At 38.4% G+C, this 19,873-nt stretch carries 15 protein-coding genes; 5 read left to right on the forward strand and 10 right to left on the reverse strand.

The window, feature by feature from the left end:
• Positions 1-122 precede the first annotated feature (122 nt).
• The 3 genes from BLQ87_RS31060 (at position 123) to BLQ87_RS31070 (ending at position 5,659) form a co-directional block, all read left to right on the forward strand.
• Positions 123-1,028 carry an ABC transporter ATP-binding protein gene (locus tag BLQ87_RS31060; RefSeq protein WP_216857890.1) on the forward strand — a complete coding sequence of 302 codons (906 nt, stop codon included), beginning with the start codon at positions 123-125 and terminating at the stop codon, positions 1,026-1,028.
• Positions 1,022-4,555 carry a M1 family aminopeptidase gene (locus tag BLQ87_RS31065; protein WP_074612795.1) on the forward strand — a complete coding sequence of 1,178 codons (3,534 nt, stop codon included), beginning with the start codon at positions 1,022-1,024 and terminating at the stop codon, positions 4,553-4,555. The genes BLQ87_RS31060 and BLQ87_RS31065 overlap by 7 nt, the downstream gene beginning before the upstream one ends.
• Before the next feature lie 144 nt (positions 4,556-4,699).
• Positions 4,700-5,659, forward strand: a complete 960-nt coding sequence (locus tag BLQ87_RS31070) for an XAC2610-related protein (RefSeq protein ID WP_074612796.1) — start codon at positions 4,700-4,702, stop codon at positions 5,657-5,659.
• Positions 5,660-5,818: 159 nt separating this feature from the next.
• Here BLQ87_RS31070 and BLQ87_RS31075 read toward each other — a convergent pair whose 3' ends face one another.
• The 9 genes from BLQ87_RS31075 to BLQ87_RS33935 form a co-directional block, all read right to left on the reverse strand.
• Positions 5,819-7,954 (reverse strand): hypothetical protein, encoded by a 2,136-nt coding sequence (locus BLQ87_RS31075; RefSeq protein WP_143010606.1) that lies wholly within the window; start codon positions 7,952-7,954, stop codon positions 5,819-5,821.
• Positions 7,955-7,999: 45 nt separating this feature from the next.
• Positions 8,000-10,747 (reverse strand): outer membrane beta-barrel protein, encoded by a 2,748-nt coding sequence (locus BLQ87_RS31080; RefSeq protein WP_143010607.1) that lies wholly within the window; start codon positions 10,745-10,747, stop codon positions 8,000-8,002.
• A gap of 89 nt (positions 10,748-10,836) precedes the next feature.
• Entirely contained in the window at positions 10,837-12,084 is a 1,248-nt protein-coding gene (locus BLQ87_RS31085; RefSeq protein WP_074612799.1) for a 6-bladed beta-propeller, read from the reverse strand.
• 59 nt (positions 12,085-12,143) lie between these two features.
• Positions 12,144-13,385, reverse strand: a complete 1,242-nt coding sequence (locus BLQ87_RS31090; RefSeq protein WP_143010608.1) for an O-antigen ligase family protein — start codon at positions 13,383-13,385, stop codon at positions 12,144-12,146.
• Positions 13,386-13,930: 545 nt separating this feature from the next.
• Positions 13,931-14,359, reverse strand: a complete 429-nt coding sequence (locus BLQ87_RS34315; RefSeq protein ID WP_074612801.1) for a MauE/DoxX family redox-associated membrane protein — start codon at positions 14,357-14,359, stop codon at positions 13,931-13,933.
• Positions 14,343-15,392, reverse strand: coding sequence for a hypothetical protein (locus tag BLQ87_RS31100; RefSeq protein WP_074612802.1), 1,050 nt, complete (start codon positions 15,390-15,392; stop codon positions 14,343-14,345). The genes BLQ87_RS34315 and BLQ87_RS31100 overlap by 17 nt, the downstream gene beginning before the upstream one ends.
• Before the next feature lie 45 nt (positions 15,393-15,437).
• On the reverse strand, positions 15,438-15,638 hold the full coding sequence (locus tag BLQ87_RS31105; RefSeq protein ID WP_074612803.1) for a hypothetical protein: 201 nt from the start codon (positions 15,636-15,638) through the stop codon (positions 15,438-15,440).
• Positions 15,639-15,642: 4 nt separating this feature from the next.
• Positions 15,643-15,834 (reverse strand): hypothetical protein, encoded by a 192-nt coding sequence (locus BLQ87_RS33640; protein WP_143010609.1) that lies wholly within the window; start codon positions 15,832-15,834, stop codon positions 15,643-15,645.
• A 162-nt stretch (positions 15,835-15,996) separates the two neighbouring features.
• Positions 15,997-16,236 (reverse strand): helix-turn-helix domain-containing protein, encoded by a 240-nt coding sequence (locus BLQ87_RS33935; protein WP_172665004.1) that lies wholly within the window; start codon positions 16,234-16,236, stop codon positions 15,997-15,999.
• A gap of 1,042 nt (positions 16,237-17,278) precedes the next feature.
• Here BLQ87_RS33935 and BLQ87_RS31115 point away from each other — a divergent pair.
• A complete protein-coding gene (locus tag BLQ87_RS31115) occupies positions 17,279-18,265 on the forward strand; it encodes a hypothetical protein (protein ID WP_074612805.1) in 987 nt (328 codons plus the stop codon).
• An 80-nt stretch (positions 18,266-18,345) separates the two neighbouring features.
• Complete coding sequence (locus tag BLQ87_RS31120; RefSeq protein ID WP_074612825.1) at positions 18,346-19,377, forward strand: adenylate/guanylate cyclase domain-containing protein; 1,032 nt, start codon at positions 18,346-18,348, stop codon at positions 19,375-19,377.
• Between the two features lie 50 nt (positions 19,378-19,427).
• On the opposite strand, the gene BLQ87_RS31125 is transcribed toward BLQ87_RS31120, so the two are convergent.
• Entirely contained in the window at positions 19,428-19,865 is a 438-nt protein-coding gene (locus BLQ87_RS31125) for a tail fiber domain-containing protein (RefSeq protein WP_074612806.1), read from the reverse strand.
• Positions 19,866-19,873: the final 8 nt, after the last annotated feature.

A 19,873-nucleotide genomic window follows, 5' to 3' on the forward strand; every position in this document is an offset into this window, starting at 1 on the left:
AGGTAAAAGAATGCGAATATCAGTCAATAATAGCCGTTCATCACGACACTCCACTCCTTCCTCACTTATAATTCTTTAGCATTCCGATCTCTGCTAATTTACGTCCCAATCATATCCATAAAATGATGTACAGACTGCAAATCATCCAGCTCAGTAAGAGCTATAGCAAAGGGATCAAAGCTTTAGACAATGTTTCCCTGAATATTTCCAATGGCTTATTCGGGCTTCTGGGACCTAATGGTGCAGGTAAATCCTCGTTGATGCGAACCCTGGCCACCCTGCAGCGTCCCGACAGCGGGCAGGTCTTATTTTCCGGGACAGACATTCACCTTCATCCCCAGGAGCTGCGCAGTCAGCTGGGTTACCTGCCTCAGGATTTTGGTGTCTATCCCCGAATTTCCGCAATGGATTTACTGGACCACCTTGCGCTGCTAAAAGGTTTGTTAAACAAAAGAGAGCGAACACAACAGGTGATGGCCTTATTACAGCAAACCAATCTGTATGAGGTCCGCAAACAGTCGGTCAGCACCTTTTCCGGAGGGATGAAACAACGCTTTGGCATTGCCCAGGCGCTACTGGGAAATCCACAGCTGATCATCGTAGATGAGCCTACCGCCGGACTGGATCCACAGGAACGCAACCGCTTTCATGACCTCCTGAGCGAGATCGGGGAACAGGTAGTGGTCCTGCTTTCCACCCATATTGTAGAGGATGTGAAAGACCTCTGCCCTGAAATGGCGGTGATGGCCCGGGGTAAAGTGATGCTTCAGGGAAAACCTGCGGAGTTAACAGAAACGCTAAAGGGACAGGTCTGGCGTAAAACAGTCTCCAAAGAAGTATCAAAAGTCTACCAAAATTCTTTAAATGTGATTTCTACCCGAAGCTTAATGGGCAAAACACAATTACATGTATTGGCAGAAAGCTGTCCGGACACGGGATTTGAACCTTTTTATCCAGGTATGGAAGAGGTCTATTTTTCTGCTTTGTTTGGCGCACAGGGAGCCGGAAAGGAAGGAAACCAATGTTAAGGTCTATGCTTTGGTTTGAGCTGAAGTATCACTTTAGCCAGATTACGTTTAAGATTGCTGTGCTGTTGTTTTTCCTATTGGGAATCCTATCCACTACCTTGAATTTTGGCAGTGAAGAAGTGCATAAAAATGCACCTTACGTGGTCAGCACCATGGTAAGCCTGTTAGCTTTGTTCTCTATTTTTGTGAGCACCCTATTCTGCGCAAATGTGGTATTGAGAGATACCACTTATAAAATGGAATCCCTCTTGTTTACCACGGGAATTAAACGCCTGCCTTATTTCATGATCAGAATTCTGGGCCTGGTCATTTCCGTATTTATGATCCTGGCAATTGCAGTGCTGGGGCTATTTATGGCTTCATTGTTTCAGGATCCTGCTCAGCTTGGTCCTTTTAAACCGGCATACTTCCTGCAGCCACTTTTTGTGCTGGCACTTCCAACGGTAGTACTGATCAGTAGTCTCCTTTTTGCAGTGGCCATCCTGAGCAGAAATGTGAAGCTTGTTTACGTATCCGGAGTTCTGCTTTATGTGTTATACTTACTGGGCTCTATTCTTGGAAACTCTCCCTTAATCGCCAATTCCGCACTAAAGCTGACAGAACCGGATCTGCTGACGGTCCTGGCGGACCCTTTCGGACTGGCTCCGTTTTTTCAGGAAACACGTTCCTGGACAATCGCTCAGCGCAATGAACAACTGTTTGGACTTCAGGGCGATTTTCTGCTGAACCGCCTGGCCTGGACGGGAGTTGCATTATTGCTCCTGGCAGTCAGCTACCGGTATTTCAAATTCCGTGCCTCCTCAGATGCAAAAAGTAAAGCTCCGAGGGAAAAAACACAAGTGTTTGATAAGGTCTGGTACAGAAGACATCAGGTCCAGCCTTCGGGAAAAAGCTATTACCGGGCAATATTCCGGAAACAACTCAAACTGGAGATCAGCGCGGTATTTAAACATTTTCCTTTTTTCCTGATGTTACTGATCTGGGCTTTTCTGATGGCGATTGAATTAAAGGACCATCTTTTCAGCGGGTTTTATGGCATCCATTCCTACCCGGTTGCCGAAAACATCATAGAACAACTGATGGCGGTCCGTCCGGCAATGTTACTGATCGTCTTTTATGCGGCCGAACTGATTTGCCGGGAACGGAGCGTAAACATACAATCCCTGATTTACAGCAGTCCGGCGCCAAACCTGATTTTCTGGGCTTCCAAGGCGCTTACGCTTGGTCTGATGGTGATGTCCATCATCAGTCTGAATATTGGCATTGGGATCGCCACACAGCTTTTCAACGGGCAGTTTAGCATTGACCTGCCGGCTTACCTTTCCCTGTACTATTACGCAGGCCTGCCTTTATTTTTGTTTGCCTTGCTGGTGGTATTTATCCAGACTTTAATCCCCAACAAATACCTGGGTATGATGGTCAACCTATGTGTTGCCGGATTGATTTCATTTAGCCGAAGTATAGGAATTGAGCATTACCTGTTGCGTTATGCAAGTGTTCCCCGCCTGGAATATTCTCAGCTGAACGGCTTTGGGCATTATGCAACCGCTTTCAACTGGTATATGATTTACTGGACGGCTTTTGCCCTGCTCCTTTCCCTTCTGACCATTTCGATGTGGCAGAACGGCAGACAACATAGTTTTAACGAACGCCTGAAATCCATTGGAAAACACCAAACAAAAACAGGCCGACTGGTTTTCCTGCTAAGCCTGGCGGTATGGCTCGGCTCGGGAGCTTACATTTATCATCAAACGAACATCATTGGAAAATACAAAAGCAGTTTTGCGCAACAGGACTGGCAACTGCGCTATGAAAAAAAATATAAAGCAACGGACAGCCTTCCCCAACCGATCATCAGGGCTGTAAAAACTCAGATCGCCCTTTACCCTGAAGATCAAAAATACACCCTCAGTGGCAGTTACCTGATGAGGAATGAATCGGAAAAGCCAATTTCAAAAGTCTGGGTCAACATAGATCAGGAGGTGCATACGGCGAAAGTTGACATTGAAGGCGCTACCAAACAGGTCCATGATGCTGAATTTGATCAGTATTGGATTTCTCTGAAACAGCCTTTATTACCTGGTGCGAGCCTAACAATGCAGTTTTCTATGGAAGTGATCCGTTCGGGATTTATGCCTTTTAACAACGAAAACTCCCTGCTCAAAAACGGAAGTTATATTGAGCTGGAAAAGTACCTGCCCTCAATTGGCTATAACAGCGGAAATGAAAGTGATGATCTCATTGCCAGGAAAAAAGCAGGACTACCAGAAGTACAACCCATGACCAACATTCCCGATCAACAGTACCATTTAATCGATTATGAGAGTACGATTTCTACCCTTCCGGACCAGTATGTAGTGAGCGTAGGAACTTTACAACGCAGCTGGACAGCAAACAAACGCAGGTATTTCCATTATAAAACCGGGAAACCGGTTAATTTTATGCTGGCCTTCAGCTCGGCAAGGTATACCCAAGCGAAAGCACTGTACAAAGACATGGAGCTGACCGTATTTTATCAGGAAGGACATGAATATAATGTCCCTGCCATCCTGCAGGGCATGAAAGATGCGCTCGACTACGGTAACGAACATTTCAACCCCTACCCTTTAAAACAACTTAGTTTCGCAGAAATTCCGCAGTATCGCGGAGCGGCAACGGCCTATCCCGGAGTATTGTTTGGCTCAGAAAAGATCATGTTTCTAAGTGACTACCGGGATACTTCCAAAGTGAATTATACTTATGCAACTACAGCACATGAAACGGCACATCAATGGTGGGCGCATCAGTTATCTCCGGCCAATGCTCCCGGCGCCGCATTCCTTACCGAGTCTTTGGCAAAATATACAGAGGCCAAAGTAGTCGAGCATCGTTTTGGAAAAGCCTACTTAAGTCCTTATTTAAAAGCCGATAACCTATTGTATTTCAACATGCGCAACATGTCTAACCAGGAATTACCTTTGGCAGTAACCACAGACCAGGCCTTTGTTCGTTACCAAAAAGGCGGACTCAGCCTGTATGCAATTTCTGAAGCCATTGGAGAAGCGCAGTTCAGCGCGGCTTTACGCCGGTTATTGGATAAACATATGGCTCCGGAAAGGAAAGCTTTGGCAGAAGACCTGATACAGGAGTTGTATGTTGGCGCATCGGCCAACCAGAAGCAAGGTATTGACGAAGCCCTGAGGAAGGTCATTACCTATTCACTAAAAATCAAACCGTTAAAGACTAAACGGTTAAAAGATGGCCGATACAGCGTCACCCTTCAGGTCAATATTGATAAAAACGAGTTACAGGCATCCGGACAAAAGCCGCTACGGGTCAGCGAAGATTTTGACATCGCCTTTTTTGACCATCAGCCAGGAAGCTGGGACCAGCGTCCAAACCCCTTTTATCTTCAAAAACACCATTTCAGCAAAAAAGAGACAGTCGTGACCATTATTCTTAATCAAAAACCCAAATCAACGGGAATAGATCCTTACGGTTATGTTTTAGATGAAGACCAAAGGGACAATATGCAGGAGGTCAAATAAATAAAATTTTCGTAGCTATCGGAAGCCGGGCAAATGCTCAGGTCCCGGTAGCTAATTTCGTCCAAATTCGCTAACTTTCCAGCTTCCCTGCTTTTAACAAAAACATAGAAAACTCCGGCAGGGAAAATTAAAGTTCAGCAATAAATGAGAATAACATCATCCCTACTATTAATCCTTACTTTTTTCGTACTCACAGGGCAGGCACAGAAATCCAGCATTGCCATTACCCGTCATTTCAGTGGAAAAATTGACAAGTACCCTATCGAAATGACGATTACCAGCTATCCTGGTAAAGATTCCATCAGCGGAAGCTATCACTACACCAAAAGTGGCAGTAACAATGCGATAAATTTAAAAGGAACCTTAAACAACAACACCCTAACCCTCACTGAATTCAATTACACGGTAAAGAACAAGGAACTGATCACGAACATCACCGGCTACCTCAACCTGGAAATGTCCGAAAACTGGGGATTAAGCGGTGTATGGGCAAATGCTAAAGCAGATAAAAAACTAGCAGCTTCTTTAACTTGTCTGGAGAACAAACATGCCTATAATCCGGTAAAAAACCGGTACAAATTCTTACAATATACCATCGACAAATCAACCGTCAACTACCCTGGTTGGAAAATTGACAAGATAAAAGGGCTGGATATATTTAATGAAAAAGGAAGTTTGATCCAATCCTTAAAAGGCTTTGATGAATACATTTACGATAGAACTGCCGAAGTAGAACTTGAAGACTTAAATTTCGACGGCTTGCTGGATCTAAAGATTCAGACCTACCTGCCGGAACAAACAAAAGGAGATATCGCTTACTTGTATTACCTCTACCATCCTGTTCAAAAGAAATACATCCGCAGTCCGGAACTCGAAGACCTGGAAGTTTTAAGTTTTGATGCTAAAAATAAGCTCATCCTGAAAAACTATGCGGATGGAAGTGGCAATGAATCTACACACACGTATCAATGGCTGGATGGTAAGTTCTACCTCGTAAAAAAAGAAATCAATTATGAAAACGACGATGCCACCTATTACGAAGCGTACAAAATCATCAATAAGAAATCAGTAAAGGTCAAATCCTACAAATCTAAGGGTCAATAACTAAAGTAACTATACCAATTTACGATAAGAAAGAAAACTCAAGGCAATTGAGAAATAAAGATCTGTTGATGTACTCATAAACAATCAATCGTTGTTTATGAGTACATCAATAGAAAACTTCAAATCCTTCGATTTGCACCGTTTACCTGCATTAAAGAATTATTTAACGTCGGTATAAATAAATCTTTGATTGCCCTCGGAGTCGAAGATAAAAGGAAATTCTTCTTTTCCTCTGCTTAAATTTTTAAGCCAATATAATTTATTTTTGTACATTTTTGGAAAAAGCAAATAATTATACTGCGCTACTTTGGTTTCTATTTCTTTCCATTCATTAAGCTCGAAATTTAATAGTTGATAACTATCACCAGGAGTAATCCCATTATCAGCGTTTAACGGCGCAAACCGTATGTGTGTAATCACCTGTGGTTCGGACAATCGCATCGTAACGCTTGGGTATGCACTGGGGGCTGTTCCCATTTTCCCATCGTACTCCGGATAATTCTTTCTTTTCTCATAGTCGCTTTCTATCAGCCGGATCAATGTCGTGTCCCCTCTGCTGGTATCCGCCGATTTAAAAACCGGTAAAGCTGCTGGCATCATTACATTAGTATAATTATATAGCTTTTTTGTTAAGAACTGTATTTCGGCTATTGTAAATGAATGATTAGTTCTTGGCGCTTCTACTTTATAAAATTTATATGGTTTTGTGTTGTTTAATGTAATGTCCTGCAGATAAGGTTGTGGTTCAAAGTCTAAAGTATATAAAGTATCGCAAGGTGTAAATTTGGCATTATTTGAGGCCAAAACAACGGCACCGATTAATTTTTTTGCCAGAGCTATCATTTTATCCTTCCTCGGAAATTTCCTGGTCACCACTGCATCGATGCGGTTTGCTTCCTTATCCTTTGATGCAAACTTTCTTACAATTCGCTTGTTCCGGTTTGTACTGTCTATGTTCAGGATAAAAACATCTCCAAATGGGATTAATCCATCATCTTCATCGTAATAAACAGGAAAATATAGCCGACCAGGGATTACATTTTCAAAAAGCACTTTACTTTTTTTACTGTTGATAATACCCCATGTTACGGGCAAAATATCAGTAGCTCCACTGTTAAAGGTGGCTAAATAAGCCAATTTGTTATTTGTTTTCTTTTTGAATGGCAATGTTAACGACGTAGTTTGAATTCTTAGCGCTGTTTCATCTTTTATAAAAGGGCTCGATAAGTTTTCAGGTATCGTTTCCTTGTCATTTTTCAAGCTATAAGGATTGGCCTGTTGCACCGCATAATTTAAGGTATACAAATTCATCCAACCGTCGTATTTTTCATAGGGCATATCCATTATTTCCGGAACTCTGTCCAGATTACCAGAGGCAAACATAGCATAATGTCCAAATTGAGTTGGTATGGCGCAGGAAGAGTGCTTACCTTGTAACATTTTATAAGCGATATTATAATTTGCTGTGGTGGGTATCCCCATAGCATTAAGCACCCTCGAATCGAAACTGGTGATATCAAAACAATCGAAGTCGGGAATCCCATTAAAAAAAAACTCTTCGAACCCCATTCTTGTACTTAAAGGGTATCTCCCTAATAATTTCTTAAAATTATCTATGGTAACGTTGTAATATTGTATCACCTCAGACATATTACTTTCGGTTACATCCGGTAAATATTTTGAAAAAAATAGATAAAGCTCTTTTCCCGGTTTTCTGACATTCCTACCTCTGACCCTTTGAATGCCTATGGTATTTTCACAAAAATCAGTAAAGGCCAGCTGCCTGACAAAGACTGAATTTTCGCGCAGCCAAAAAGCGTGATCGATTTGTTGAATAAGAAAATCGGCACTTAAATGTTCAACTGCAGGTAAATTATTGTCCTTTTCCCTTTCATTGAAATGAGTAGTATCGATTATACTTCTCATGTATTTGTTTGTCCGGGCCAAGCTATCCGTTAATGCTTTTGATGTTAAAAAATCCAGACTTTTGTCTTTCACCATCCGGTAGTATATAGAGTCCGCAATCTTCAATATGTTAATAATTGCAGCATCATCCCCCGTGCTGTTTTCTACAGAGGTATGTCCTGGCAAATTAGCGATTAGAAAACCTGCCGCTTTATAATGCATACTATCTCTAAAATTATCAGTCCCATAATGTTGCATTACTTTTTCTAATGCTGCGCGATTATTCCCGGCCTGTGCCAACGCCTCTTCTACAGCTTTTGGAGAGGCTAAATTTTGCGCCATTAAAAAATGAACGCAACATAAAAAAATCAATGTAAAAATTAATCTCATTTTATTATTCTTTATTAAAACGGTTACTTCCTGAATTTACGCTACTCATTTCTTATTGCTTTTTCCGAATTTTCGGGGATAGTACGACATTCCGAAAATAAAATATTGCTGCAATACATTTTGAGTACCCAGTGTAATTAAACCTCCCCTATTTCCACTAATTATTGAGGTATTTTGGTGTAAGATATCCAACGCAGAAAATTTCATCTCCAAATTATCCCCCTTCAGCAGTCGATAAGTTAGACTTGCATTCCAAATATTATAGTTTATATCCTTCGAGCCCGTTGCCCTTGTTGTAGAAAACGAAATATTGCTGTTTATTCTTAACTTTTTGACCGGATTGTAACTAAAGCTTAAAGAGGAAGACAAATAAGTATTATTAAAATTATCCCTTTCATAATCAGACTGGTAATTGAGGGTCTTAACGAACTGTTGCTTTGCTTCTATAGCCAAATTCGCTTTATAGGTATAGTTGATACTTAAACCATTATTAAAATAATTGGTAGTCCAGATATTTCTGATACTATTTATAATTGTTGGGATTTGGGCGTAGTTATATTCGGTATTAAAATTCAGCTGAACCTCACTAACCTTTAACTTTATAGCTTTGTTTATGGACCCGGATAATCCATATGTATAGTTATCGCTATTATTTATTGCAAATATTGTCCGCACATTCTGGTCGTCTATTTGAGTATTATCTATGATATTGTTGTGGATTTTACTGTAGCTTGCACCAAGTTTATATTCGAAATTATCCTTTTTATCATTGTTATGCTTGAAATTAAAAGCCAGAGACTCCGTTCTTTCTTCGCGCAGATCTAAATTAACCCTACGCAAAAAATAAACATTCGCACTATCCGTAAGTGGGGCAATTTGCGAAATCTGCGGAATGCCTGTTTTATGCTCATAACTCAACGAAAATATTTTTCGATAATCCCCATACTGATTGTCTGAATAGCTAACCTGGGCAGCAGGTAGAAAATTGGAATACAAACGATCAATATTTTGAAAACCCTTATCTGATTTGTTATTTTGATAATAAAACTCCTGCTTTAGATCGAGCGAAAAACTCCATGTCCTATCGAATCTATTGGTTAAATTCTTATTTATAATCCGATTCAAACTAATTGCAGGACTGTATATTAAGGAGTTATATACCATATTATTAGTTAAATAAGTATTGCCAATCAGCTGGCGTGTTGATTTTTGATAATCATAAACTTTATTGTGATTTTTAGTATTGCTTAAATTCAGGTCATTCCGTAAATCAATTTCAAACAATCCGAATTTCCTAACTCCAAAAATCAATTTAATAATCGCCGGTAAACTGAAATCGAAGTGCTGATTGATACCTTGAGAACGCTGATCATATTGACGGTTAAATAAACTGTTTTTTGAAGCGTCATTTATTGACCGAAAATCTGTCCTGGTCTCTCTACGATTCTCTTTTTCATTAATTTTCATTGAATAATTGAAAAAGAGACCCGAAAACCGCGTATCAACATCCCATAAGTTTGGCTGGAAGCTGAAATTTGAATTAAATCCGTAGGACTTATTATTCTCGTTGTTGCTGTTCACATTATTGCTTGTACTTACAATTTGCTTATTATGGTCGGATGAAACACTAGAGCTGCTGCTATTTGACCTGGCATTGTTAAGGTTTATATTTTGCGAAAAATTAAAACTGTACCTTTCTCTTGCAAATTGATAACCGGTATTAAAGCGATGGCCAACATTATCCACATTGCTGTTATTTCTATTTTCTTCCAAAATATCACTTTTGCTTCCAGTAGCAGTCGTAGTTTGGCTGCTCCCTTCCTGCTGGATATGGTTGTTTTGGAGAAAATATTCACTCGTCAACATATTCTTGTTTTGTGTTTTGCTCGCTAAATCTCTAAAATCATATTTCAAGGTATATCCTGCAGAATTTGGCTGATTTATCCCTGATGTCCTGAAATCAGACATGTAATCGAGTTGGACGCCGATGCCTTTATAAGTACTATTGCGCAATAACGTATTTATATCTCCGGGGACCTTGTTAACATTGTTACTTGCGCCTACTAAAGACAATTCGAATTTTGGCGAAAACACATTAAAACTCAAATCTGACTCGAATTGTTTATTTGTTCCCAATCCTCCTCCAATCTTTCCGAAATAGCCGATGTCCATCCCCTTTTTTAGTTTCAAATTCATATTTAAACTGGAGTCCTGTAGATTTTTTGGGTTATCAACGGTATTGTAAACCTGAATTTTTTCCAATGCATTTTTAGGAATATTTTCAATGGAAATTTTGGCATCTCCCCCCATAAATTCTCGTCCATTCACCAACAGGCTCTTTATTTCACGTCCATTTACAGTTATCCTGCCATCTCCCCACTGAGTGATGTTTGGGATCTTTTTCATTAAATCCTGAATAACGGCATTGCTGTCCAGCTTAAAAGCTGCGGCATTAAATTCCAGGGTGTCACCATTCATTTGCATTGGTGGGATGGTGATGACCACCTCTTCCAAATTATTTGATTTTTGATTTACATAAATTGTTTTAAAATCGAGCGTCCTGGCGGACCTGCTTAATGAGAATTTTTTGCTAATCTGATCATAGCCGACATTGCTGATGACAAGTTTTAACCGGGTAGCAAGTGGCAAATCTTTAAAACTGAATTCACCTAGATTATTGCTGACCTGATAACTCAACAATTTGTCTTCATCTATCAGATAAACAGATATTGTCGTAGATTTCATCGCATGGTTATAAAGGCTATCCCGTATAACTCCATTAACTGTGCCCATCTCCTCCGCTTTTTTACTTTGCGCGAAACACTGTGTATGCAGGAAACAGGTAAAAACAAAAAAACAAGCAATCAAAAACCTTATCGTGTTCAATGCTTAGGAGTTAATTTAATGATAACAGGATTGTCCTTTTTGTTCCCTTTATTGAAATAATTTTGCATCACTTCAGGATACTTGTAGTTCTTCTTTTTTTCCTGATTATAATAAGAAAACAATTCTAACGAAGACAATGATGCATAAAGGTGCTTTCCGTCAAACTTTTTGAAATCATTATCCCATCCTCCGATGATTGGGAGATGATGAGAAAGGCTATCCGGGTCTAGTCTGTTTAGTGAGATTAGATGATCATTTTTCAGATCATAAACAAAGGAACCGTTTCTCCTGATATAAGAACTTAGCGAACCACATTTGAAATATAAAAAATCACCAATTTTAAAAGTATAGCCAACGCCATATATATTTTCTACATTTTTGAAGAAGTGATTAATTTTCTTTCCAAAATAAACCTTGTTTGTATTAAAATCTTTAGGAATCGTATTTTTGGCGGGAAATATCAATTCATATGCCGCTGATATTCCCTCACTATCTATCCGATAAATATTGTAATCATAATACCTTACCGCATGTAAGATATCCGGGCTGTCAGTTTCAATAAAACTAGGTCCACCTACGGCAAGATCACCAGACTTACTGTATTTTCCGGTATCAATTTCAAAATATTTGGCAGATGTTTTTCCATCTTTTATTAGCGCATATTGGTAAAGTGACTTATCTTTTCCTTTTGAATCCTGATAATAACTAACAACTTTTGTATCCCCATTAAAATTATAAAACTGCGAAGCTCTATGCTTTTGTTTCTCCTCTATGGTCTCTTTTATTCTTTTCGCATTTGTATCAAACGCATACAATTTACCGGCAATATATACCTGTATGATGCAATCCGAGCCGGTTTTTTTTAAACTGAGGCCATACACATCAAGGGTTTCTGAATTTAATCTTACTCCTTCCACAACTTTCCCAAGCTCAATTTTCACCTTGAATTTTCCGCTTTTTTCAAAGATCAGGATACACTTCGTATCATTATCATATATGATATAGTTATCTTCTGAAACTTCCAATTGTGTGATATCTCCAAACAAACTTTCCTTTGTAGTTTCCAGTGGAACGTAGCTGATCTCGGTAAACACCTGCAACATACTTCCTCCATTGGCAGCACTCGGATCAATCCGGAGCGTTCGCACATTTGACTTGTTTACAGTATTTTCCTGCGCAAAGGTCCTCACGCTAAATAAGGTTGTCGTTAAAAATAACGACAGATAAAAAAAAGGTTTATTCATAATTGTTCAATAAGTACCGCAAGCACGATTTTATTTTTTATTTACTACAAATTTTAATACTACCTGGTAGAGGGCAAATGTCTGTTGATCTCTACAATTTCATTTTTGATCAACACAACGTCACCAGACAAAATCTTAACTGGCATATGCAAAGTGAAATTCGCCAGTTGTTTTGCTTTGTCTACGCGCTGCACTTTTTGGTATAGTTTAATTAATTCAAGTCGGTAGCTGAACCTTGAAGGAAGATAATTGACCAGCCATTCAAAATACTTAATCGCCTTGGAATATTGTTTTTGCTCGATATATAAATAGGCTAAAATTTCAATGGATTCTCTGGAGATAAATTTCTTTTTAGACTTTTCTAAAATTTTAATCGCTGAATCCACATCAGAATTATGCTCATATAGATAATTTCCATAATCAGCCAGGAATTTACCATCGTTTTTTAGATTTGAATACACATAAGTATATCCGTTATTATCTTGTACCGTTGTATCCATATCTTTTTTGATATTGACCCATTGACGGACTGCATCGTATTTTGGATATAAAAATAAAATTGTAAGCGCAGATGATATAAAAATTGTGGTCTTTAAGTAAATACCACTTTTTGTCAACACCGCTGAAAGATTATTTTGTAAAATGGCATCTGATAATGCTAAATAAAAAATTAAGATTAATAAAACACCATTGATATGCAAAGTATAGTAAGTAAGGGCGCAGCAAAATATAATTAATAAACCTTTTCGAATTCCTTTAAGTAAGTCGCTATTCACAACTGCTGTTTTTCGAAGAAAACGACTGAACAAATAAATCAGAAACACAAAAAGCAAGCCTCCAATCGAAATAAACAATTGGATAAATTCATTAAAAATTACATACGTTTCTCCCGCATTCAGAAAAAAGGCCAGGCCCGGATCTGAGTTATTCTTGAAAAAATCTGATTGCCACTGTGGATAATTCCAAGTGAAATTCCCCAAACCCAGCCCCCAAAAAACATAGTCTGAAGCATTCAAAAAGGCAATTTTTATCATTAAAAGTCTTCCCAACGAAGATCCGGTCTTAAGATAAAACAGGTAATAAACGATAAAGCCAGAAGCTATTATAGCAGTAGCCAGCGAGATGATCTTAATATAAAGGCGCTGTGTTCGAAGCCAATAAAAGATCAGGGGAAGACCATAAGCCAAAAATATCGAGATTAATGCCGTTCTGGATTTTAAGAATAGTACAATACCGGATACAATCAGCAGATATACTCCAAAAGATAGGTATAAATACACCCCTTTCAGATTTCTTTTCATTACACAATAACATAACGGTATAAAAATAATGCTATATATTGCATACACGCCTGTATTTCTTAAACCACCTTCCAGGTTTATACTTCGAGTGGTTAGCAGGTTAAAAGAGGTAAACAAGATTTGGGTGATGTATATAAAAAAAATAATATACATCAGCAATACCAGTTTATCCGTATGAATAGATCTCAGCAGGAAAAACATTAAACCAAAAGAAGCAATTGTACCGGCATACTCATTGCCATTATAGACCCAATATATTTGTCCACCCAATAGCATCATCACCAACATATCAGAATTGCGAATGCCTGCCTGGCTGTCCAGCAAAAGGAAAAGCGACCAAAAGGAGGTTGCAACCGCACTGAACAATGCTATAGTATAATAACCATGCTCATATATTTCAAAATTAAACGCAAATTGGAAAGAGGTTAATGCGTATATGAATAGCGTCACGAAAAATATGATGACCACCCCCTCTCTTGCCAGCTTAAAGGAATTTACCTTCAAACCAGATGATCTTATTGATAAATCCATCATTCAAATATTTCTCATTCCACTTCTGTAAAAAAACTATAAAGCATAAAAGATATTGCCATAAAAAACAGGTTAAAATAGATATGCTGATTCCAGGACAAAACTTCTAACAACCCACCGCAAGTACATGGTAAATAAGGACTTAATGTCATCATCATTATGATATATCCGGTAAACATAAACAACAGCAAAAAAGACAGGAGATAACCTAGTTTTGTAGTTCTATTGGAAAACAACAATATTGGAATCAAAAATTCAATCGCTATCACTATAATTGCGATATAGGACGTATACGTATTTGCAAAAAAGGGCGACTTATCCAGATTGTTCACAAACAATTCGAACTTATTTGCCTTTGAAAAAGCAGAATATAAAAATAGTATGAAAATTAAATAGTGACCAAGTAGCAAAACATACTTTCTGCTTTTATAAGCTAAAATCATATACTATAGTTTTATTTGGATATTGAAGTACGAGTGTTTTTCCCTGTATTAAAAAGTCCTGGATGGGTTCTTTACTGTATCTTGTAATGTAAATGGTACCAATGTACTTGCATGATTTTTTGGTATCATATACATCAATCAGATCATTTTCATTTTCCGGATCATTTTCGCCATCATTATCGGCTCTGACGTAAGAATTCACAAATAAAAGACCATCAGCAATTTGCAACAATTGATTAACCGGCCTTGGAGCCTTAATAAATTTAGTAATTGTGTTATTTCTTATCGTAATCGTGTTCGGTCTGGTGGTAATCGTGTCAATGGTGTGAAAACGAATTTCCTCACTGAGTGTTGAATCGATTACCGATATGTTGTTATTATAATAATTCACGTAAAACAAATTCTTTCCGAAACGACTGAACATACCATCGTCAGTCATAGACTCTTTTATAATCTGACTCTCTTTAGCAATGCGTTCATTTCCATCCTTATCAAATGTATTTGCCGTCAAAATCAGTTGATTCTGTTTCTCTCCCTGAATAAAGGCAAAAAATGAACTATCTGAGGACGGAATGGCGTTTTCAAAGTAGGTGTTGAATTTATAGACGGATTTTATTTTTTGTGACCTGGTGTCAAAGACAAATATTTTTTTATCATTATTACAATAGATATCAATCAATTGAGGGTCTGTAGGATGAATTGAGACATTGACAATATTTTGTGGATTTATGATTGCAGGTAACTTAAGGAATGTTTTCGTTTGATCAGCATTGAATACAATCAGATTTTTATCCCCCATCTGATAAATAATAATTTTATCACCAGTTAAACCGACAATACTATAGAACTGTTTTTCTAAACCAAAATCGTTTCTGGGGTGTAAATTTATAGCCAGGGGTTTTCTTTGAAAGCCTCCTTGTTTTAAATATTTTTGACTTGCCTTGTTGGCAGAAAAATTATAATAGAAGGCAATTAAAACAGCTAAAGAACAAATTAGACCGGCTAACAGAAGATAGGTACTTTTTTTTTTCATTTCAATAAGTGATAGAAATGGGGATTACTCCCCATGTTCTTGTTGTTAAGGCTTAATTGTTAATACTCCCTTAATCGTCTTTGTGACGCCAAGAGGTAAATGGATAACCATACAAGTGTTTGTAAAGGGAGCTACACAATTCCCATCACTTCCACCACCTGCTGATTCTGTCTCAGCTTTTGCGCTATTGAAACTAAACACTGCGATAACTGCGGCTGTTAGGCCTAAAATAATTCTGTTTTTCATTTTTTTAAGGTCTTACGTGTAAAACTCCAGTTTTTGTTGTGGTCACTCCATTTATTACAATCTTGTAACATGTGTTGCTAAATGGCGCCTCGCAGGTTCCACCTGATCCTCCTCCAGCAGATTCAGTTTCAGCCATTACTGTACTGAAAGTGAATACTGACAAAACAAGAGCAATTAAGCTTAAGGTTTTTTTCATTTTCATTTAAGTTTTATTGTTAAATTAATTTTAGATCTACCGTCACGTGAACGATTTAAACAAACTTATAGCTTAAATAACTATTACTAAAGTCAATTTTGACTGATTTTTTCAAAATTCTCCATAAATTTCCAAGATATGACAGGGATAGAAAACACCCTGCTAAGTTTTTTTACCGACAAGTAAACAAGGCAGCGAAATGTTCATTTCATCATCTAACAGATCTGCAATCTTGATTTCAAAAACCTCGGCAATTTTATAAAGTATTGATAAGGTTGGTTCACTTTCATTTCGCTCATATCTTCTATATGTACTTTCTGAAATTGATAATTTCTCTGCCATTACGATTGGTTCAATCTTTCTTAAAACGCGGATTATTTTAAGTCTGTGACCGATTTTCATATTTAAATTGTTAAAAAAATTTGATAAAATTTGGTATACTAATCCGGAACTTTCAATATGCTTTATCAGCCATATCTTAGGGCAGGCCTCGGAAAAACAGGCCAATATTTTCCCTGCCGGAATCGAATTCATTTAATGCAAATACTAATTGATCAGTTTTATCGTTTAGATTTGAAATTATTTGATGGAGCTCTTTATACGCCCCTCTCCGCCGGATGATGTGTCAGCCTTGAATACTGTAAATTGAAATGATTAATGTCGATACAATTGTGGGATTGATTCTTTATTCATACGGTTTGGTTTAAATGGTTTAGTTTAGGTTTAGTTTAAAAAAAACATGAGCGCTCAGGATATGCCGATTCTACAAATAGGCTTATTACTTATCAATGAAGTTAAGATGATTCATAAAAGAAAAACATTATAACATTGCGCAAACGTTTGTTTAACGATATGGCAGCAAAAGTGTTAATTTATTTTCCGCGCGGAGTTACACGTTATAATATCCTTTATAAAGTTCAGTTCTGTCTGGCTTTTTTAAAGCTTAAACCATTTTTCATCTGAGTAAAACAGCTCTATAATTAGGTTATTTCAATTACAGATTAAGCCAATTAAGGCCAATAAAATGGAGTTTTTTTTGCTAATCAAGCCTTTTTAAAGGTAAACCGGATGAAAAAATGTCACCGGAGAATTGGCATGACTACTATCTTAATTTGATGATTCATCCGCCATAATATTTAGAATTTCTATCCATTAAATTACATATTTTACTAAAACATGCAGAGGGGCATTAATACCCCCAAACTGACGACCTCAGACGACTTATTGTCATAAACAAGGCTAACATCCTTCGTTTATGTGGAAATTATGGAGATAAAGTGCCAAATTTGACGTTTCAATCAACAATCAATCGTTTGCGTAATAATACTAATACACACTTCATTTAACGAACTCACCTTATTGACATTGCCGTATCCTGCCAAAGCACAGCAGTGCCAGGGTTACCAAAATGAAATTTCCGTATTAAAGAAAAATCAATAAATCTATGGGTTCCAAACGCTTCTTCCTGTTAATGCTCACCTGCAATTTATTCGCCTTCGGCGCAAAAGCACAAATGGACACTTCACATGTAGAAATATGGGGTGTACCTAATGGCTATTCAGAATTTGGCTACATGCGGTTTCTGAATGAGAAAAAAGTGACGGCCTGCATGCAGGATTTGAAAGTATCTGGTTATAAAGAAGCCTCTGTTATTGGTCTTGAAGGACTTCGGCTGGTTTTATTAAGGGCAATCCCTGTCTATAGTTTTAGTCCCCCGGCAAAGAAGCGAAAGCTCTATCCACCGAAGAAAGTGATCGATTTGCTTTACTTTGGAATCGATAACGACGAGGTTAATTTTGTCAAACAGGGTTATTTTGATTTCCTGAACAAGGATTCCGCTGCTGTCGATAAAACGATCGCCATATATCAGCAGCTTGGTTTGCAGATTAAGAAGGAAAAAGTTTACGAAAAATTTGATTTAATCAGGAGCTTAGACAGTACCGATAAAGACAGCTGTCTGTATTTTTTAAAATGGTCCGCTGAGGCAAGGATGAAATCTGCTGCATTGCTGGGATATGTTGCTCAAGCCAGGTCTAAAGCCGATATGCTTGCCCTATTTCCTTTTTTACTGGACTTTACCGTCGGAGATGAAGCCACCACCTATCTAACCCGTTATTTAAGCCGGGTTGAACTGAATGCCCTGGATTGGCAGAAGCACCACACGATGTTCGTGTCCACCTTAAATTGCCCCGATCCTTTTAGGGCTACCACGCTCATGGAGCTTTATCAGGAAGAAAAACATTGTAAGCGTTATGCCAGGCAAATTTTGGCGGATGGGAATGTGACGATAGTTGAAATACTTAAGGGCCGGAGAAGGGAGTTGGATGAGCTAAAAACTAAAACCGTTAAATTCTTAACCTACCTGACAGATCAAAAGTTCGGGAAGGATTATAATGCATGGTTAAACTATATCGGTAAAACCAATCTTTGATATACTTACCATAGTTGTTCTTTGCTTCCCTTTGTGTAAATTTAACTCAACCAAAACCAAAGGAAAGACATTTCATGGCAATGAATAGAAGAATGCAGTTCAAAATAAAACAGCTTTGCATCATCATAGCTTGCTGGATGATCATCGGTTTTATCATTGCAGTATACGATCACCTCGTCTTATTGACGCATAGTGCTCAGGGGCCAGCCCCTGGCTATACTTTTCCAATGGCGCTTGCCATCAATATGGGCGCCGGAATGTTCGGAGCCATCGTTGGCGGCAGTTTTCTCGTGTTTTATGTCAATGTCAAATACCAGGATAAGTCTTATGCCTATACCGTCATTGCGGTTACCCTTTCCTTCATTCTGATCATTGTCATCATTAACATCATCCTGACTATGATGGGCAAGCCAGACCTGCTCAGAATGGCTAAAAACGGATTGGTATGGTCAGTCATTGTGGCCATTACTCAGTTTCTAATCCAGATCAACAGCAAATTTGGCCATGGCATCTTTTGGGACATCATCCGTGGAAAATACAATACCCCAAAAGAAGAACGCAGGATCTTCATGTTTCTCGACATCAATTCCTCCACCAGCATCGCCGAAAAGCTCGGCGACCAGAAATACCATGAGTTGTTAAAAGACTTTTTCAGCGACATTACCAACCCGATCATCGACAATAAGGGCGAAATCTATCAATACGTCGGAGATGAAGTAGTTGTAGCCTGGAAATATGAAGATGGCATTGAAAACGGCAAATGCATCAACTGCTTTTTCGACATTAAAACACAGATCAATAGTCTCCAGGAGAAATATAGGAAACTGTACGGTGTTGTTCCTGCTTTTAAAGCGGGCATTCACTGCGGAAAGGTCATTGCCGGAGAAATCGGGATCATCAAAAGAGACATCACCTATTCCGGCGATGTGCTCAATACCACTTCCAGAATCCAGAGCCTCTGTAAGGAGTTTAACCAGGAAATCATTGCTTCTGCAGACCTGATCACCGAACTCGGGATCACGAGTAATTACAACCTGCAAACACTGGGCTCAATCAAGCTGAGGGGAAAAGAAAAAGAGATGATGCTGGTCGCCCTGGCCCCGGTCAACTAAAAAAGCCGTCCTAAGACGGCATTTTCATCGTATCAAAACTAAAAAAACTATTATTTGGATTTCTCTTTCAAGAGTGTCACTTCTTTCTTCAACAGCTCAATTTCTGCCTGCTGTTCTTTAATCGCAGCCACCAATACCGGAATCAATTGTGCCGTTTCCACTTCATTGAAGCGCATGATCTTCGAATCGTTCTTTCCTGCAGGATAGCTCTTCGCGCTTTCATAAACCATTGCCGGGAATTCAGCTTGTACATTACTCGCTAAAAAGCCGTACTGCTGACCAGCCGGAAGCTTCAGAAAATTATATTTTTTGGTATCATATTTAAAGGTCACCGGTTCCAGTTTTTTCAACTGCCCGATAGAATGACCAATTTTATCAATATTTACTTTTAATGCGCTTTCGTCAATTTTTTGTGCCTGAACAGTTACTGCAGAAGCAGTCAATAAAAGTCCTAGTACAGAACCTTTAAATGCTAAAGGATATTTCATATGTATAT

The sequence above is a fragment of the Pedobacter steynii genome (genome assembly GCF_900103665.1).
Lineage (GTDB): Bacteria > Bacteroidota > Bacteroidia > Sphingobacteriales > Sphingobacteriaceae > Pedobacter > Pedobacter steynii.

What these genes read in the sequence shown, in the direction of transcription:
- BLQ87_RS31100 (WP_074612802.1), bottom strand. Translation starts at nt 15,392, where the DNA reads ATGAAAAAAAAAAGTACCTATCTTCTGTTAGCCGGTCTAATTTGTTCT.
- BLQ87_RS31060 (WP_216857890.1), top strand. Translation starts at nt 123, where the DNA reads ATGATGTACAGACTGCAAATCATCCAGCTCAGTAAGAGCTATAGCAAA.
- BLQ87_RS33935 (WP_172665004.1), bottom strand. Translation starts at nt 16,236, where the DNA reads ATGAAAATCGGTCACAGACTTAAAATAATCCGCGTTTTAAGAAAGATT.
- BLQ87_RS31115 (WP_074612805.1), top strand. Translation starts at nt 17,279, where the DNA reads ATGGGTTCCAAACGCTTCTTCCTGTTAATGCTCACCTGCAATTTATTC.
- BLQ87_RS31120 (WP_074612825.1), top strand. Translation starts at nt 18,346, where the DNA reads ATGAATAGAAGAATGCAGTTCAAAATAAAACAGCTTTGCATCATCATA.
- BLQ87_RS31085 (WP_074612799.1), bottom strand. Translation starts at nt 12,084, where the DNA reads ATGAATAAACCTTTTTTTTATCTGTCGTTATTTTTAACGACAACCTTA.
- BLQ87_RS31105 (WP_074612803.1), bottom strand. Translation starts at nt 15,638, where the DNA reads ATGAAAAACAGAATTATTTTAGGCCTAACAGCCGCAGTTATCGCAGTG.
- BLQ87_RS31065 (WP_074612795.1), top strand. Translation starts at nt 1,022, where the DNA reads ATGTTAAGGTCTATGCTTTGGTTTGAGCTGAAGTATCACTTTAGCCAG.
- BLQ87_RS31070 (WP_074612796.1), top strand. Translation starts at nt 4,700, where the DNA reads ATGAGAATAACATCATCCCTACTATTAATCCTTACTTTTTTCGTACTC.
- BLQ87_RS31125 (WP_074612806.1), bottom strand. Translation starts at nt 19,865, where the DNA reads ATGAAATATCCTTTAGCATTTAAAGGTTCTGTACTAGGACTTTTATTG.
- BLQ87_RS34315 (WP_074612801.1), bottom strand. Translation starts at nt 14,359, where the DNA reads ATGATTTTAGCTTATAAAAGCAGAAAGTATGTTTTGCTACTTGGTCAC.
- BLQ87_RS31080 (WP_143010607.1), bottom strand. Translation starts at nt 10,747, where the DNA reads ATGGGCACAGTTAATGGAGTTATACGGGATAGCCTTTATAACCATGCG.
- BLQ87_RS31075 (WP_143010606.1), bottom strand. Translation starts at nt 7,954, where the DNA reads ATGAGATTAATTTTTACATTGATTTTTTTATGTTGCGTTCATTTTTTA.
- BLQ87_RS33640 (WP_143010609.1), bottom strand. Translation starts at nt 15,834, where the DNA reads ATGAAAAAAACCTTAAGCTTAATTGCTCTTGTTTTGTCAGTATTCACT.
- BLQ87_RS31090 (WP_143010608.1), bottom strand. Translation starts at nt 13,385, where the DNA reads ATGAAAAGAAATCTGAAAGGGGTGTATTTATACCTATCTTTTGGAGTA.